This window comes from Mediterraneibacter sp. HA8405 (assembly GCF_056148955.1).
Genome location: NZ_CM148758.1, coordinates 2949039 through 2965255, shown reverse-complemented (window position 1 = coordinate 2965255; position 16217 = coordinate 2949039). Strand labels below are relative to the sequence as shown.

Sequence of the window (16217 nt, the reverse complement as noted above, 5' to 3'; positions counted from 1 at the left end):
GTGCTATAATTTTTTACGGATCTTCAGGATCCTGTACAATTTTGATTGGAGGAGAATTAGAGATGAAGTGGAAAAAAGCAGCAATGCTGGTTTTAGCGGCAGCTTTAGTCTGTCAGCCTATGAGCGCATTTGCAGATGCGGCTCCGGACGGCATGACAGATGCGAGTCAGACTGCGGCAGCACAGGGAGGAGCCTGGGAAGCATGGACGCAGGAATGGGAAACACTGAAAGATGACTGGACACAGGTATCCATATCACCGGGAGCAGACGAGACACAGATGAACTTTGCCTGGTACAGCAAAGACGGTGAGCAGACGGGATTTGTATACGGGACAAGCAGTGACTTGAGCGACGGACAGAGCGCCCAGATTACACAGACTGCTTCTCAGGAGGGATATCTGAGCAACAAGGTTACATTGAAAAATCTGCAGCCCGGTACGACTTATTATTACCAGGTGGCGGGTAAAGAGATTGAGTCATTTACAACAGACGATGATACAAGTGATTTCAGCTTTATCTTTGTAGGAGACCCGCAGATCGGTTCTTCCAATGAAGAAAAAGCAAAGACCCCGGAAGATATCCAGAAACCTACATTTCTGACTGCGCAGTCTGAAGCAGTGCGCAACGATACATTCAACTGGAGCTATACTCTTGACAGAGCATATGCAAAGACGGGAAATAGTGCAGGTTTTATTCTTTCTTCAGGCGACCAGATCCAGACAAATGCAGAGAAAGTTGCGGATGGAACTGTCAGCGAAATGGAATATGCCGGCTATCTGAGCCCGGATGTAATGAAAAGTGTTCCGGTGGCTACCACGGTGGGAAATCATGACGCAGACAATGCAAATTATACGTATCATTTTAATACCCCGAACTTAAGCGACCTGGGCGACAACGGCTATGTAGGCGGCGACTATTACTTTACATATGGCGATGCGCTGTTCATGATCCTGAATACACAGGATACAAATGTAAGCGAGCATAAGCAGTTTATTGAGGAAACAGTAGCGGCTAACCAGGACTGTAAGTGGAGAATCGTTACTCTGCACCAGGATATCTACGGTTCGGCAGAGCACTCCAATGAGCCGGAGATTACCAACCTTCGCTACAGCCTTGTGCCGATCTTTGAGGAAAATGATGTGGACATCGTTCTGACCGGACATGACCATGCATATTCCAGAACAAAAATGCTCAAAGGCGGACAGAGCACAACAGGATTTGAATACACAGATGATGAGTTCGATGAGCAGCTGGATAAAGATATTGATGTAGGCGACAGCACAGAGACGATATATGAGGCTCCGGCGAATATCTCTGATGATACAACTGATCCGGCCGAGCAGAGATATCTGGAGTATCTGTATTCTGTAATGGATGAGAATGCGGTTCTTGAACTTACAGATAACCAGGATGTGGCAATTGATTCAGAAGGCATTATGTATCTTACTGCAGGATCTTCATCAGGAAGTAAGTATTACGACCTGGTTCCGAGACAGCAGAGCTATATTGCGAACAGATGGCAGCAGGATGTTCCGACTTATTCCGTTATCGATGTGACAGAGACAACTCTGACACTGAATACATACCGCACCGATACAGATGAGAAGATTGACTCCCAGTTCATGCTTGTGAAATCAGCAGACCACAGTCAGCTGTCAGCCCTGATTTCAGAGGCTGAGGCTCTTGCTTCGGATGATTATACAGCAGAAAGCTACGGCGTAATGCAGCAGGCTCTGGAAGCGGCAAAGACAGTAAATGACAATGCGGAGGCAACAACGGAAGAGCTGACCAATGCATATACAGCTCTTAAGAGCGCAATGGACGCGCTGGTTGAAGTTCCCGTTCAGGCTCCGTCTGATGAGAAGCCGGACGGAAATACAGATGATCCGTCTCAGAACGATAACGATTCTTTTGTGACAGATACATCGGCAGCCGGCGTAAATGCGAAACCATCCACAGTAAAACCGGTTAAAACGGGAGATTACACAAATGTGGTACTTCCGGCGGCAGTACTGGTGCTGGCAGCGGCTGCAGGCGGAACAACAATTTATATCCGGAGAAAGAGAAGCTGAGATGCAGCAGATCAGAAAGCATAAAAGACATATTATTATCCTGCTGATTACGATCGTATTTGCAGTATTTCTGTATCAATATAATCAGATTGAACGGGTCGGTCTTTATGACACCGAAGGAAAGACATTTGAGAAGGCCAGGGTCGTGGAAATCCTGCAGGATAATGAGACAGAGTCCGGCAATCAGATCGGCAATCAGGTCGTTACTCTGGAGCTTTTAAGCGGAGATTATAAAGGAAATACAGTGGAAGCAGTGAGCTCGTCAAGTTATCTTTACGGGGCGCACTGTGAACCGGGAATGAGAGTCATTGCTGAGGTAAACGAAAGTGATGACTCTCTCTATGTTACAGTCTACAGCTACGACCGTACCTGGATGCTGTATGCCATCGTACTTCTGTTCTTGATTACACTGTGCATAATCGGAGGCAAACAGGGCTTTAATTCCGCCGTGGCCCTTGTCTTTACGTTTGTATGTATTGTATTTCTGTTTCTTCCTATGATTTATCGTGGAATTTCCCCCATTTTCGCGGCTGTTCTGGTCGCGGTGCTGACTACTTTCGTGACCATGTATCTGATCGGGGGAATATCCAGCAAAAGCGTTACCGCTATGGTGGGCACAGTGGCAGGAGTGGGAATTTCCGGCATCCTTGCGGTGCTGTTCGGAAGGCTGACACAGATTTCGGGGTATAATGTTTCGGATATCGAACAGCTGGAATATGTAGGACAGATGACCAATGTAAGGATCGGAGAACTGCTCTATGCCGGTATCCTGATTTCAACGCTGGGAGCAGTAATGGATGTAGCAATGTCGGTGGCGTCTACCATCAATGAGATTCATTACCGGAATCCGGATCTGAGCAGGAAAGAACTGTTTACCTCGGGAATCCGGGTGGGCAAGGATATGATGGGAACCATGTCCAATACACTGATCCTTGCATTTACCGGAAGCTCCATAAATACACTGGTATTTATGTATGTATATAATTATTCGGCAAGACAGATTGCCAATATGTATTCCATCGGAATCGAAGTGATCCAGGGCATTGCGTCTACAATGGGGGTAATACTCACTGTGCCGCTGGTATCTGTGATCTGCGCATGGCATCTGAAACTGAAAAAAGGGAAATAAAAACGACAGAAAAGAATCACATTTTCTTTGACTTTTCTTCATAATTCCGCCACAATTCAAATCTATTTTGAGAACTGAAAAAGGAAATAAAAACCGAAAAGGTTTTGAAAGGAAAAGAGGTACAGAGTTATGGGTGAACAGTTCAATGAAAATGGAGAAAACAGATTTGAGAATGAAACGCGGTTTGAATATGAGCCGCTTAATCAGAAAGAGGAAAAGAAATCCAGGGAGAAGAAACCTGTTACTGCAGGAAAGAAATGGGCGGGCGTTGTGGCTATGGCCCTTGTGTTCGGACTGGTTGCCGGGGGCACCATGGTCGGAGTAAATGCTGCAGGAAGTTATCTGGAAGAAAGAGCAGATGCAGCAGATAAGATCAGCCAGACGCAGACAACAGGCAGTGATTCGAATACCGGCTCATCTGCCGGCAGTCAGACGGGTACGGTGGCAGAAGTGGCGAAAAACGCCATGCCGTCTGTAGTGACAATTTCCACAATGTCTGTTGAAGAGATGAGAAGTTTCTTCGGAGGAACCCAGCAGTACAAGGTTGAAGGAGCGGGAACAGGAGTTATTGTAGGAAAGAATGACTCAGAGCTTCTGATCGCTACCAACAATCATGTGGTGGAGGGCGCCACCAGTCTTTCAGTAGGCTTTATTGACGAGGAAAGCGTGGCCGGCGAGATCAAAGGTACGGATGTCGAAAATGATCTTGCCGTTGTAGCAGTAAAACTTTCCGATATTCCGGAGGATACGATGAATCAGATAAAAATTGCTACTGTAGGAGATTCCGATGAGCTTCAGCTGGGCGATCAGGTCGTGGCAATCGGAAATGCCCTGGGTTACGGACAGTCTGTGACAAGCGGATATGTCAGCGCCCTTGACCGTGATCTGACCCTGACTGACCAGAACGGTACAACAATCAATTCCACCGGACTGATCCAGACAGACGCGGCGATTAATGAAGGCAACAGCGGCGGCGCTCTTCTGAACATGAACGGGGAACTGATCGGTATAAATGAAGCCAAAACAGCTTCCAGTTCAACAGGTACATCGGTAGATAATATCGGATTTGCAATTCCGATTGATAAGGCGGAGACAAGCCTGAAGCAGCTGATGAATCTGACTACAAGAGAAAAGGTGGATGCAAGTCAGGCGTCCTATCTTGGAATCGCAGGCCAGGATGTTTCATCGGAAGTTACAGAACTGTACGGAATACCGTCGGGAGTTGTAGTTTCAGAAGTAGTGGAAAACGGACCGGCCGATGAGGCAGGCGTGAAAAAGGGTGATATTCTGACAGAGCTGGACGGACGCAGCATCAGCAATATGGAGCAGCTGCAGGATGTGCTGGAGTACTACGCGGCAGGCGAAACAGTAGATCTGACAGTTCAGCGTGCAGATAATGGAGAGTATCAGGAGCAGACCCTGAGTATAACACTCGGCTCCGCGGCAGATGCGCAGAATGAGTAAAGGCGTGAAAACAGGAAATATCCTGATGACGCAGATAATATGCGGCGGCTGTACATATGTACGGCCGCCGTATGCAGTTTCTGTGTTCTGAGAATAGAATTCCGGAAAGCTACGGACGTTTTCCGTCAATCAGTTCATCGTAAGTGACATTCAGAACTTCACAGAATGCCTTCAGTTCAATGTCGGTGACATATCTTTTATTCGTTTCAATTCTTGTGATGACATTTTTATCCATATCATAGCCCCTTAACTGAAGCTGATATGCAAGAAGCCGCTGGGAATAATTGCGCTTTTTCCTCAGCTCGATCAGGTTTGCGCTGATCAGATTTTTCTCCCCTGTATTTTTGCGTGGCTTGGGCATTTTTAATCGTCCTTTCCTTTGGTTTGTCTCAATTTCTGCACTGTTCTATAGATTTTACATAATCCGGTTATTCTGATCGGTTGTAAAAATGAGACACAATGGAAAGCTATTGACATTTTTACATCATAAATAGATAATAAGCGTATCACGGAAATTGACAGGGCATATTTGATACAGGAGGTTTTCCTGATGTTTTACAGGATGATAACAGAGGCCAGAGACAGATGGTTCGCTTCCCCGGACTGCACGGCAGGGCCTGTAATAGAGTACATTATTCAGAAGGGACAGCTGAGGGGTCCCCAGGTTGAAGCAATAAAGACATATTTATTTCTCAAAACCGGCTGTGAGAACAGATCTCTGGCCGCTCTTTTTTGCTGCGGAGCATTTAATAATCTGAATCTGGAAGAGCTTCCCCTTCCTTCGGATGTACGGAAATATATGGAATCCGATCCTGCGGCGGCGGCGCTTTATGAATATGCGTCTCTGGAAAATGACAGCGGAGAGCAGGTGTCTCCTGCTCTGAAAGAACAGTTGTCCCGCGCGCCGGAACAGGTGAACTGCCGGCAGTTTTTCCGGGATGCCTTTTACGGAGTGACTTATACAGAGTATCTTTTCAGTCTTCCCATGGGGGCGGGAAAAACCTGGCTGATGGCGGCCTTTATTTATCTGGAACTTTATTTTGCATGCAATGAACCGGAAAATCCTGCATTTGCCCATAATTTCATTATTTTTGCGCCGTCGGGTCTGAAATCGTCCGTAGTTCCCAGTCTGAAGACAATACAGAAATTCGATCCGGCCTGGGTGCTGCCGGAACCGTCGGCGGGAGAAATAAAGCGGAAGCTTATTTTTGAAGTGCTGGATCAGAGCAGGACGGGCAGAAAGTCGAATAAGACGAGAAATCCAAATGTGCAGAAAATAGCCGCCCATCAGCCTTTGTCTGATCTGTTCGGACTTGTGGCCGTGACGAATGCGGAGAAGGTGATTCTGGACCGCATACAGGAGAAGACAGGGCAGTTGTCTATTTTAGATGCGGATATGGATGAAAGAGACCGGCAGGCCAATGAACTGAGGAATCTGATCGGCAAACTCCCGGCGCTTTCTGTTTTTGTAGATGAAGTCCATCATGCTGTGAAAGAGGAAATTAAGCTGAGAGCGGTGATTAACCGCTGGGCGGACAATTGTACGTTGAACTCTGTGGTGGGTTTTTCCGGTACGCCTTATCTGGAAAAGGCGGAGAAGATACCGGCAGGGCAAGGGCTTTTTGTAGCATCCCCGGAAATTACAAATGTGGTATACTACTATCCTCTGGCTCAGGCTGTGGGGAGTTTCCTGAAAAAGCCGGCAGTAAAAATATCTGATTCTCCGGACAGTGAAGTAATTATAGAAGAAGGCGTGCGGGAGTTTTTTGACGCATATAAAGATACGGTTTATGAAAACGGCCTGACCGCGAAGCTGGGAATATACTGCGGTTCCATTGAAAAATGCGAGGAGCTGGTATATCCTCTGGTTCTGCGGATTCTGGCAGAGTATGATATCTCTGCGGACGCGGTTCTGAAATTCCATAAAGGAAACAGAAAATATCCACGGGGAACGGACAGTCAGATGAATTTTGATACACTGGATCAGACCGATTCCCGCATTCGGGTGGTACTTCTGGTACAGATCGGAAAAGAGGGATGGGACTGCCGGAGTCTGACCGGAATTATTTTGTCCCAGGAGGGAGACTGCCCGCGAAATATGGTTCTTCAGACGTCCTGCCGCTGCCTGAGACAGGTCATAAAAGACAGCCGGGAGACGGCGCTGATCTACCTCAATGAAGGAAATGCCAGAAAACTTAATGCCCAGCTTTTGCGGGAACAGCATATTTCTCTGAAGGAATTCAGCAATCTGGATAATTTCCGTCCGGAGCTGAAGCGGTACGACCGTACGGAGTACCTGAAACTGCCAGAGTTGGATTATTATCAGATGCAGGTGCATTTTAAAGAGTATACCAGAGAAAAAACTGTGGATATCGGAGAAAAAATCAGGGCGTGCGCTGTTCGGGAAAAGTACGGCAATGTGGTAAAAACCGCAGAGCTGGCAGATATGGAGTCCGTAAAGACAGAAGTTATTTATCGGGAAAGAGGGACAGAACCTGCTGTTTTTCTGCCGTGGCTTTCCTGGATTGTCAAGTCTTCGTTCGGTTTTGTGTCCATGGAGCAGCTGAGGGAGCAGGATGAGGCTTTAAAGCAGGTGTTTGAACGGATTACTTATACAGATGAGAAGGGAGTGCGGCGATTCAGTTCACTTTACGGCCGGGCAGAGGCGGAGGCGGAGATTAGGAAAGCCTTCTGCGAGGAAAAGGATTTTACTGTAGAAGAAGAGCTTGTCTATACGCAGGCGCGTCTGCTGAAGAAAGAAAAATGTACAGAAATTATCCGGACAGACAGACCGGGAAAATATTATCCCTCTCAGGAGACAGCAGAAAAGATTGTGCAGGATGATATGGGAAAGCTGGCGCTTACAGCGAAGGAACAGGAGATGCTTGAACTTGCCAGGGAGACGGGAAATACGGCTATTGAGGAGATGATTCTGAAAAAAGCGATTTCCCATCCGGGAAAAGACCGGAGCTTTCATTACCTTCCGTACCGGATGGACAGCGGGTTTGAGATTACCTTTCTGAAAGAGGCGCTGACATTTCCGGAGATGGAGAAAATGGGACTGGAAATCTATTATAACGGCGACCGTTCCATGACGGAATTTCAGATCCGGTGTTACAGAAAAGAGGAAGGCAGACAGGTATATGTGGGGATTTATACGCCGGATTTTGTGATTCTGAAGAGAAAAACCGGAAGAATATATAAAGTGCTTCTTGTAGAGACAAAAGGACAGCTGTATGCCGGCGTCCGGGACTTTCAGGACAGGAAACGGTTTATGGAAACGGAGTTTACCAGAAAGAATAATGAAAAATTCGGGTATGAGCGTTTTGCGTATCTGTACCTGGAAGACACACTGTCTGAGTCGGCAAGAATCAGGCTGACACAGGAAACAATATACGGATTTTTCGGAGAGGAGGAGACTACATGCCGGTAAAATATGTGCCTTTTGTGCCGGAACCGGTGAAGGGGCAGGCCGTTCTGCAGAACTTTAACCGGGTGCTCAGATATAAAGGAGCAGATGATACAGCCGGAATTCTGGAGAGGGGGATGCCGCTGTACGAAGTGGAAAAACAGGAAACAGCAGGAAAGGATGAGAGCGGCAATCTTATTATTCGCGGCGAGTGTGTTTCAGCCTGCGCATACCTGCAGGAACAAGGTATACAGGCTGATCTGGTCTATATAGATCCTCCTTTTGCCAGCGGCGCTGATTATGCGAAAAAAGTGTATATCCGGAGAAATGTGAAGGATACCCTGGGCAAAACAAAGCCGGGCCGGGAGCTGGATGCAGAGGATCTGCGTTCCTTTGAGGAGAAAATGTACGGGGATGTGTGGGAAAAAGAGAAGTATCTCAACTGGATGTATGAGAATCTTATGGCTGTCAAATCGATTATGAGCGAGACTGCGTCTATCTATGTGCATCTGGATTATCATATCGGCCATTATGTCAAAATCCTTCTGGATGAAATTTTCGGCGAAGAGAACTTCCGCAATGAGATTATCTGGTGCTATTCCACTCTGGGGCGTCCGGATGACCGGTTCGCGCCGAAGCATGATACAATTTTCTGTTACGGGAAAAGTAAAGACGCTTACTTTAATACAGAAGGAGCCCGGGTTCCATATACAGAGGAATATATAAAAAGCCATTTCCGGGATCGGGATGATCAGGGCAGAGTGTGCAGGAAAAGATTTGACGCCGGAAAATGGCGCACTTATTATCCGGACGCAGGCATGATCGACAATGATTACTGGCTGATTCCCTATGAGAATTCCATGGCGAAAACAAGGGTGGATTACGCCACGCAGAAACCTGAGGCTCTGCTTGAGAAAATTATAAAAGCATCTTCTGATAAAGGAATGGTTGTGGCGGACTTTTTCGGAGGAAGCGGAGTTACGGCAGCGGCGGCTTCGAAGCTTGGACGCAGGTTCATTCATTGTGATATCGGGGTAAATTCCATTCAGACGGCCCGTGACCGGCTGAAAGCGAACGGCGCATGCTTTGATGTGCTGGAGATTCAGGATGGTGTTCGCCTTTACCGTAATCCGGTTCAGACGATGGAGAAGCTCAGGTCCCTGATCCCGGGTCTGAAGACTGACCGATCCGCCGAGAAAGTTCCGGAGGAGACAGAGGATGATTCCGGTGTTGATCCCGGGAAATTCTGGGCCGGCTATATTTCAGACAGTAAACTGGGGACGGTGCCGGTTTATCTTCCGAATCTGCTGGACAGCAGCGACCGCTTTTTAAGCCGTGCATTTTTAAATCGGCTTATTTACCAGATTCTCCCGGATCTGGACAGCAGGATTAAAAAAGTAATTGTGTATTACATAGATATCATCGATGAAGGGGAAGTAAAGAAACGGATCGCAGAAAATGACAGAACTGTAGTGGAGATTGAGCTGCGGGATTTAAAAGAAGTGCTGGATGATGTAATTGTGGAGGACTATGCGGAGTTCCACATGGAGCATACAGAGGCATCGGAAGAGAACGGAGCGGCAGAGCGTTTCAGTGTGACAGTTGACCGTTTCGCAAGTGACAGAGTACAGGGAAAAATTGACATGTTTAACCGGAAGGGAGAACAGACAAAAATAAAAGCAGGGAAAAAATTTATTCCGATTCTGATCAGTGACGAAGGTCTGGAAATGATAGATTTTCTCTCTCTGGACTGCAGCGCATCCGAAGGCGTATGGCATTCTGACGCAGAAGTCAAAATAGATAAAGTGGGCCGCGTTGTCCGGGACGGCAAGATGACCGGAGTATTCTGGAATGGAAAAATTGATTCGGAACAGCGGCCGCTAAGGCTGAAGATCCGCAATATCTGCGGGGATGAGACGATCTGGAATCTTTAGAAGTCCGGCCGGGCTTCCCGTATCACGGAAAACCGGGACGGAATATCCGCCATGTCTCATTTTTTCAACCGGATATATTGATTTTGAAAGTGAAAAAATATATAATCGGTTGTAAAAATGAGACAAAATGGAGCGGATATGACGGAAGGCAATAAAATGTTTACAAAAATAGTTTTTATTACAGCCGTTATTTTGACGGCGTTTTTTATTTTTACCCGGCTGCCTGCAATCGGGGACGGGAAAGCGCAGGACAATTCCGGAGTCCCGGATGTGGTCAGCAGCAGAACTCAGAATGACGACTGTTACCTGACAGTGGTGGCAAATTCTGAAAGTATAAACGAACAGAAGGCATTTGCAGAGAGAGTAATTCATATGTACCGGGAAAATGCGTTTCATACAACAAAATTTTCAACGGACAGAGATGAGATGCCGAAGAAACTGCATATTACAATTTATCTCAATAAAAGTGATGTGAGGCGGGGAAGGGAGATCTTTGGTTTTGTATATAATGTGGACACGGACAGATATTTGTTTGAATGAAAATAATCATACAATTTCACCAAAAGAAATCTGCTCTTCTTATAAAACACTGGACGTAATGCACGGAAAGGGGTAAAATTATCCTATACGGTCAGGAAGCGGGAGAAGGTCTCCTGATCAGGATAGTATCGAGAAAAGACAGAAAGGAGATAACATTATGAAATCATTTACTTATGTTATCGCTGACAGGGCGGGCATCCACGCGAGGCCGGCCGGGATCGTAGTGAAAGAAGCGAAAAAGTATGAATCTTCCGTGCTGTTCAGAAGCGGAGACAGGGAAGCGGACGGGAAGAAGCTGGCTCCTCTGATGGCGCTGGGAATTAAGTGCGGAGATGAAGTTATTGTTGAAGTAGACGGACCGGATGAAGTTGCGGCATGTGCTGCGCTGGAGACGGTTCTGAAAGAGCATTTATAGAGCGAAAGGGGGATAAATATGGGAAGCATATGGCATGATATCAGTGAAGAGCGCATTTTTCCTACGGATTTTATTGCAGTAATTGAGATATCCAAGGGAAGCAAAAAAAAGTATGAGCTGGATAAGGAAACCGGGCTGATTATACTGGACCGGGTTCTCTATACGTCAACCCATTATCCTATGAATTATGGTTTCATACCGCGTACGCTGGGGGATGACGGAGATCCGCTTGACGTGCTGGTTATGTGTTCCGAGCCTCTTGAACCTCTGACCCTTGTCCGCTGCTATCCCATCGGAGTGATGCGGATGACAGACGGAGGCGCGGGGGATGAAAAGATTATCGCGATTCCCTGGGCAGATCCTACATATGAGATGTATACAGATATCTCGGAGCTGCCCAAGCATATTTTTGATGAAATAAAACATTTCTTCTCCGTATACAAGGATCTGGAGGGCAAGAAAACAGCGGTAAATGAGTTCGACAATGCCCTTGGCGCCGTAGAAGTAATCGAGGAGTGCATTGACCGGTATAAACAGAAATTCGGAGGCGGACAGGCCAGGGAGCAGTAAGGCTTCGGTCTGAACGACAGAGATACAGCATGTACTTGCAGCGCATGCGGATACATACAGAAGGGAGACATGACTTATGGACAGCTTTGGTGAAAATGTAAAAAAACTTCTGCTTGCAGGGATCGGAGCAGTTGCGGTGACAGCAGAGAAATCAAAAGATCTGCTGGATGAGATGGTGGAAAAAGGCGAGCTTACTGTTGAACAGGGCAAGGTGCTCAATGAGGAGCTGAAGCACAATATTAAAAAGACTGTGAAGGAGAAAACCGGTGCCGGCAAAAAAGAGACTGCGGCTGAGGACCTTTCCGATCTGCTGGATAAGATGACTCCGGAACAGCTTGCCGCATTAAAGGAGCAGATTCAGAAAAAGGAAGCAGAAGACAAGGCAGATGAGCAGTAGTATCGAACCGATAGAATACAATTCAAGACTGCGGGAGATTACTGCTGTACTCCGCAGACATAATATTACAAAAGGCGTCACGCCGGAAAAGCTGAGGCTGATTCTGGAAGATCTGGGCCCAACCTTTATTAAGCTGGGGCAGATTATGTCCATGCATTCGGATATCCTTCCAAAGCGGTACTGCGATGAGCTGATGCGGCTTCGGTCGGAAGTGACGCCTATGCCGTTTCAGGAAGTGCTGGATGTAATTGAAGAGTCCTACGGCCGCTCATGGAAGAGAGTGTTTTCGTCCATTGAAGAGAAGCCGCAGGGCTCTGCTTCCATTGCCCAGGTGCACGCAGCGGTTCTGAGAACCGGGGAGAAGGTTGTGGTAAAAGTTCAGAGAAAGGGCATTTATGAAAAGATGGCCCGGGATATTGCCCTTCTTCATAAAGCAGTAAAACTTCTTCCGCCGGTCAGTATCAAGGGAATGGCAGATCTGGATCTTGTTCTGGACGAGATGTGGTCTGTCACTAGAGACGAGATGAACTTTCTGACAGAGGCATCCAATATGGAGGAGTTTGCCCGAAGGAATAAGGATGTGGCTTTTGTGGGGACTCCGGTTCTGTACCAGCAGTACACCACCGTCCATGTACTTGTAATGGAATATATCGACGGCTGCGGGATTGACGACAAGGAGGCGCTGCTGGCTCAGGGCTATGATCTGAAGGAGATCGGAAGCAAGCTGGTAGACAACTATATTAAGCAGGTTATGGACGATGGGTTTTTCCATGCAGATCCTCATTCCGGCAACGTGAAGATCCGGGACGGGAAGATTATCTGGATCGATATGGGAATGATGGGCCGCCTGACAGAGCATGACCGGGAAATGATCGGGAAAGCCGTGCAGGGCGTGGCTCTCAGCGATGTGGGGCTCATACAGCAGGCCGTAATGGCGCTGGGTGAGTTCAAGACCCGGCCGGATCAGAGGAAGCTTTATGAGGATATCGACGGACTTCTGATGAAGTACGGCAATGTACAGATGGGTCAGATCAATGTAGCGGAAGTGATGACAGACCTGATGGAGGTTATGAAGAACAATAAAATCAAGATGCCTCACGGTCTGACCATGCTTGCCCGGGGACTTACCCACATGGAGGGAGTGCTGGCGGATATCGCGCCGGATATTAATATGGTGGAGATCGCCACAGCCCATGTGTCGGGAGAGTTTTTCCGGAATTTTGATCTGAAGAAGGAACTCAAAAGCAGCGGAAAGAGCATTGCGAAGTCCTTCCGGAAGGCGCTGGATATTCCGTCCCTTGTATCGGATATGATGCACGGCTATCTGAAGGGGCAGGCCAAAGTAAACCTGGATCTCCAGGTTACCGACGATCTGGCGCAGCTGCTGAGAAGGCTGGTGCGCAATATTGTCATGGGTCTGTGGGTCATGGCTCTGCTGATCAGCTCCAGTATCATCTGTACTACGGACATGACGCCGAAAGTGCTGGGCATTCCGGCGCTTGGCGCGTTTGGATATCTTCTTGCTTTTGTAATAGTACTGTATGTGTTTATAAAACATATGATTTCGCGGAAATAAACCTGCGGATGCCGGAACGGGCACCGTGCGGACAAAAGAGCGGAGAACCGGAGGCAGGACGGAAATTTGTGAAAAAACTGTATCCGTCCTGTAAAACTGCTTGACATCAGAAAAGTGAAGTGATAAAATCCCATCCATAAAACAGAACAGCGCATTAAACCGTTGAAGCGGAGATCAAAGCAGTCATGCGCGCACAGAGAGTCCGGGAAGGTGAGAGCCGGGTCGAGATGCAGTCTGCCAAATGGACCGCGGAGGGCACAGTCAAAGGATTTTTTATCCGAGTACTCTGTGACGTGAGGGCATACGTCAGTTGCCGGGGATATGCTGGTATCTCGCAAAGTGCACGGGCAGACCGTGAATCAAGGTGGCACCGCGGAAATAATTTTAGATTACCGTCCTTGACAGAATAGTTATATTCTGTCAGGGATTTTTTATTTTGTCAGAAAATTTTACGGAAAAGTTTTCCGGCTTCTGCGGATCGGACTCTTTGCAGGATCATCTGTTTTACAGCCGCAGTCAGAAAAGGAGGAACACAACATGGACAGGGATAAGATGCTGGATATGCTGCAGTCATATGCCGGGACAGGAGTCTACAGAAGAGTGCCTGTCAGCCGGGAGATCTATGCGGACGCATTTACTCCGATTGAAGTAATGCGCACCCTGCGGGCGGCCAGCAGGCACTGCTATCTGCTGGAAAGCGCGGAGGACCGGCAGCAGTGGGGCAGATATTCATTTCTCGGCTATGCGCCGGTCATGGAGATTACATGCACAGACGGCCATATGACGATTGCAGAAGGCAAAGAGGACGAAGAAAAGACAATACGGGAATTTGATACAGAAGATCCCGGGCAGGTGATCCGGGAAATTCTCGCCCGTTATAAAAGCCCGGTGATCGAAGGGATGCCTTCCTTTACCGGCGGACTGGTAGGGTATTTTTCTTATGACTATATGAAATATCAGGAGCCGTCTCTGAAGCCGGCGCTGGAGCAGAATGAACAGAAAGAATTCCGGGATGTGGATCTGATGCTTTTTGACCGGGTGATTGTATTTGACAACTACCGGCAGAAACTGATCCTGATTGCGGGAGTCAGTCTGGAAGGAGATCTGGAAGAAAATCTGAAATCTGCGGAGACGGAGCTTACGGAGATGGAGAAGCTGATCCGCAGCAGAGCCAAAGCGGTGTTCCCGCCCCTTTCTCTGGAAGAAGAGTTCTCATTCGGGGCGGATCAGGAAGCATACGGCGCAATGGTGGAGAAGGCAAAGGAGTATGTCCGGGAAGGGGATATTTTCCAGGTCGTACTGTCCAATCCAATGACCGCCAGAGCCAGAGGAAGCCTGTTTGATACTTACCGGGTGCTCCGTACAGCCAATCCGTCCCCATATATGTTTTATTTTTCCAGTGATGATATTGAAGTGGCAGGGGCTTCCCCGGAGACTCTGGCAAAGCTGGAAACCGGGAAAATATACACCTTTCCGCTGGCTGGAACCCGGCCCAGGGGAAAGACCAAGGAAGAAGATCTGGGCCTTGAGAAGGAACTTCTGGCTGATGAAAAAGAACTGGCGGAGCATAATATGCTGGTAGACCTGGGAAGAAATGATCTGGGAAGGATCAGTACCCCGGGAACCGTCCATGTGGAAAAGTATATGGAGATTGAACGGTTCTCTCATGTCATGCATATCGGTTCCACGGTTTCAGGAGAACTGAAGCCTGAGATGGACGCAGTGGACGCGATCAATGCAATCCTTCCGGCAGGGACGCTTTCCGGAGCGCCGAAAATCCGGGCCTGTGAAATTATCTCTCAGCTGGAAAAACGCAAGCGGGGAATTTACGGAGGAGCTGTGGGGTATCTGGATTTCGGAGGAAATATGGATACCTGCATCTCCATCCGTCTGGCATATAAAAAGAACGGAGTTGTGTGCGTACAGTCCGGGGCAGGCATTGTGGCGGACAGCGTGCCGGAGAGGGAATACGAAGAGTGCCGGAATAAGGCGGGCGCGGTGCGCAGAGCTCTTGAACTGGCGGAAGGAGGACTGGAATGATACTATTGATTGATAATTACGATAGTTTTGTGTATAACCTGTACCAGTTCATGGCCCAGACTGATCCGGATGTGCGGATTGTCAGGAATGACCGGATTACTTTGCGGGAGATTTCAGAGATGAATCCTGACCTGATCGTACTCTCGCCCGGGCCGGGCAGGCCGGAGGACGCGGGGATCTGCATCTCCCTTGTGCAGAATCTGAAGGGAAAGATCCCGATTTTCGGCGTGTGTCTGGGACATCAGGCAATCGCCGCCGCATTCGGAGGTGAGGTGACTTATGCGGAACAGCTGATGCACGGGAAGACGTCGTTCCTGACAGACACAGAGGATTCCATTTTGTTCCGCGGGATTGAGAGGCCCATCCAGGTGGCCCGGTATCATTCGCTGGCAGTCAGGGAATCTTCTCTGCCGGAGGAGCTTCGGGTTACGGCAAGGACAGACAGCGGGGAAGTGATGGCGCTGGAACACAGAGAATATCCCATCTGGGGCGTACAGTTCCATCCGGAATCGGTAATGACGCCGGAAAGCTTCCGTATGATCCGGAACCTGCTGGAAGCAGGAAAGGACAGAGCGGGCGGAAGAAAGAAACAGGAAGAGGAACGGTAGTTACAGAATAAAATCTTTTACATACAGCAGATGACAGAATATATGAAAACCAACAGGAGGTAT

The 16217-nt window shown here is 48.0% G+C and carries 13 protein-coding genes; 12 read left to right on the top strand and 1 reads right to left on the bottom strand.

Annotated features, from left to right (window positions below):
* The first annotated feature begins 62 nt into the window (after positions 1-62).
* The 3 genes from AC0QUU_RS13900 to AC0QUU_RS13890 all read left to right on the top strand — a co-directional run bounded on the left by AC0QUU_RS13900 (position 63) and on the right by AC0QUU_RS13890 (position 4665).
* Entirely contained in the window at positions 63-2072 is a 2010-nt protein-coding gene (locus AC0QUU_RS13900) for a purple acid phosphatase family protein (RefSeq protein WP_474543482.1), read from the top strand.
* Position 2073: 1 nt separating this feature from the next.
* Complete coding sequence (locus tag AC0QUU_RS13895) at positions 2074-3201, top strand: YibE/F family protein (RefSeq protein ID WP_474543481.1); 1128 nt, start codon at positions 2074-2076, stop codon at positions 3199-3201.
* 129 nt (positions 3202-3330) lie between these two features.
* Positions 3331-4665 carry a S1C family serine protease gene (locus AC0QUU_RS13890; protein WP_474543480.1) on the top strand — a complete coding sequence of 445 codons (1335 nt, stop codon included), beginning with the start codon at positions 3331-3333 and terminating at the stop codon, positions 4663-4665.
* Positions 4666-4774: 109 nt separating this feature from the next.
* Here the strand turns inward: AC0QUU_RS13890 and AC0QUU_RS13885 are convergent, their stop codons facing one another.
* A complete protein-coding gene (locus tag AC0QUU_RS13885; RefSeq protein WP_474543479.1) occupies positions 4775-5026 on the bottom strand; it encodes a helix-turn-helix domain-containing protein in 252 nt (83 codons plus the stop codon).
* A 189-nt stretch (positions 5027-5215) separates the two neighbouring features.
* Here AC0QUU_RS13885 and AC0QUU_RS13880 point away from each other — a divergent pair, with 189 nt between their 5' ends.
* The 9 genes from AC0QUU_RS13880 to AC0QUU_RS13840 all read left to right on the top strand — a co-directional run bounded on the left by AC0QUU_RS13880 (position 5216) and on the right by AC0QUU_RS13840 (position 16154).
* The gene (locus AC0QUU_RS13880; protein ID WP_474543478.1) at positions 5216-8098 is read left to right on the top strand and encodes a DEAD/DEAH box helicase; all 2883 of its coding nucleotides are present in this window, start codon (positions 5216-5218) and stop codon (positions 8096-8098) included.
* A complete protein-coding gene (locus AC0QUU_RS13875; RefSeq protein ID WP_474543477.1) occupies positions 8089-10008 on the top strand; it encodes a DNA methyltransferase in 1920 nt (639 codons plus the stop codon). Before AC0QUU_RS13880 ends, AC0QUU_RS13875 begins: the two co-directional genes overlap by 10 nt.
* A gap of 156 nt (positions 10009-10164) precedes the next feature.
* Positions 10165-10548: a hypothetical protein gene (locus tag AC0QUU_RS13870; RefSeq protein ID WP_474543476.1), complete on the top strand. Its 384-nt coding sequence runs from the start codon at positions 10165-10167 to the stop codon at positions 10546-10548.
* A gap of 157 nt (positions 10549-10705) precedes the next feature.
* Positions 10706-10963 carry an HPr family phosphocarrier protein gene (locus AC0QUU_RS13865; protein ID WP_474543475.1) on the top strand — a complete coding sequence of 86 codons (258 nt, stop codon included), beginning with the start codon at positions 10706-10708 and terminating at the stop codon, positions 10961-10963.
* Positions 10964-10981: 18 nt separating this feature from the next.
* A complete protein-coding gene (locus AC0QUU_RS13860; protein WP_474543474.1) occupies positions 10982-11533 on the top strand; it encodes an inorganic diphosphatase in 552 nt (183 codons plus the stop codon).
* A 76-nt stretch (positions 11534-11609) separates the two neighbouring features.
* Complete coding sequence (locus AC0QUU_RS13855; protein ID WP_474543473.1) at positions 11610-11930, top strand: hypothetical protein; 321 nt, start codon at positions 11610-11612, stop codon at positions 11928-11930.
* Positions 11920-13506 carry an ABC1 kinase family protein gene (locus AC0QUU_RS13850; protein WP_474543472.1) on the top strand — a complete coding sequence of 529 codons (1587 nt, stop codon included), beginning with the start codon at positions 11920-11922 and terminating at the stop codon, positions 13504-13506. Before AC0QUU_RS13855 ends, AC0QUU_RS13850 begins: the two co-directional genes overlap by 11 nt.
* Before the next feature lie 537 nt (positions 13507-14043).
* Complete coding sequence (gene trpE, locus AC0QUU_RS13845; protein WP_474543471.1) at positions 14044-15546, top strand: anthranilate synthase component I; 1503 nt, start codon at positions 14044-14046, stop codon at positions 15544-15546.
* Positions 15543-16154, top strand: coding sequence for an anthranilate synthase component II (locus AC0QUU_RS13840; RefSeq protein ID WP_474543470.1), 612 nt, complete (start codon positions 15543-15545; stop codon positions 16152-16154). Before trpE ends, AC0QUU_RS13840 begins: the two co-directional genes overlap by 4 nt.
* Positions 16155-16217: the final 63 nt, after the last annotated feature.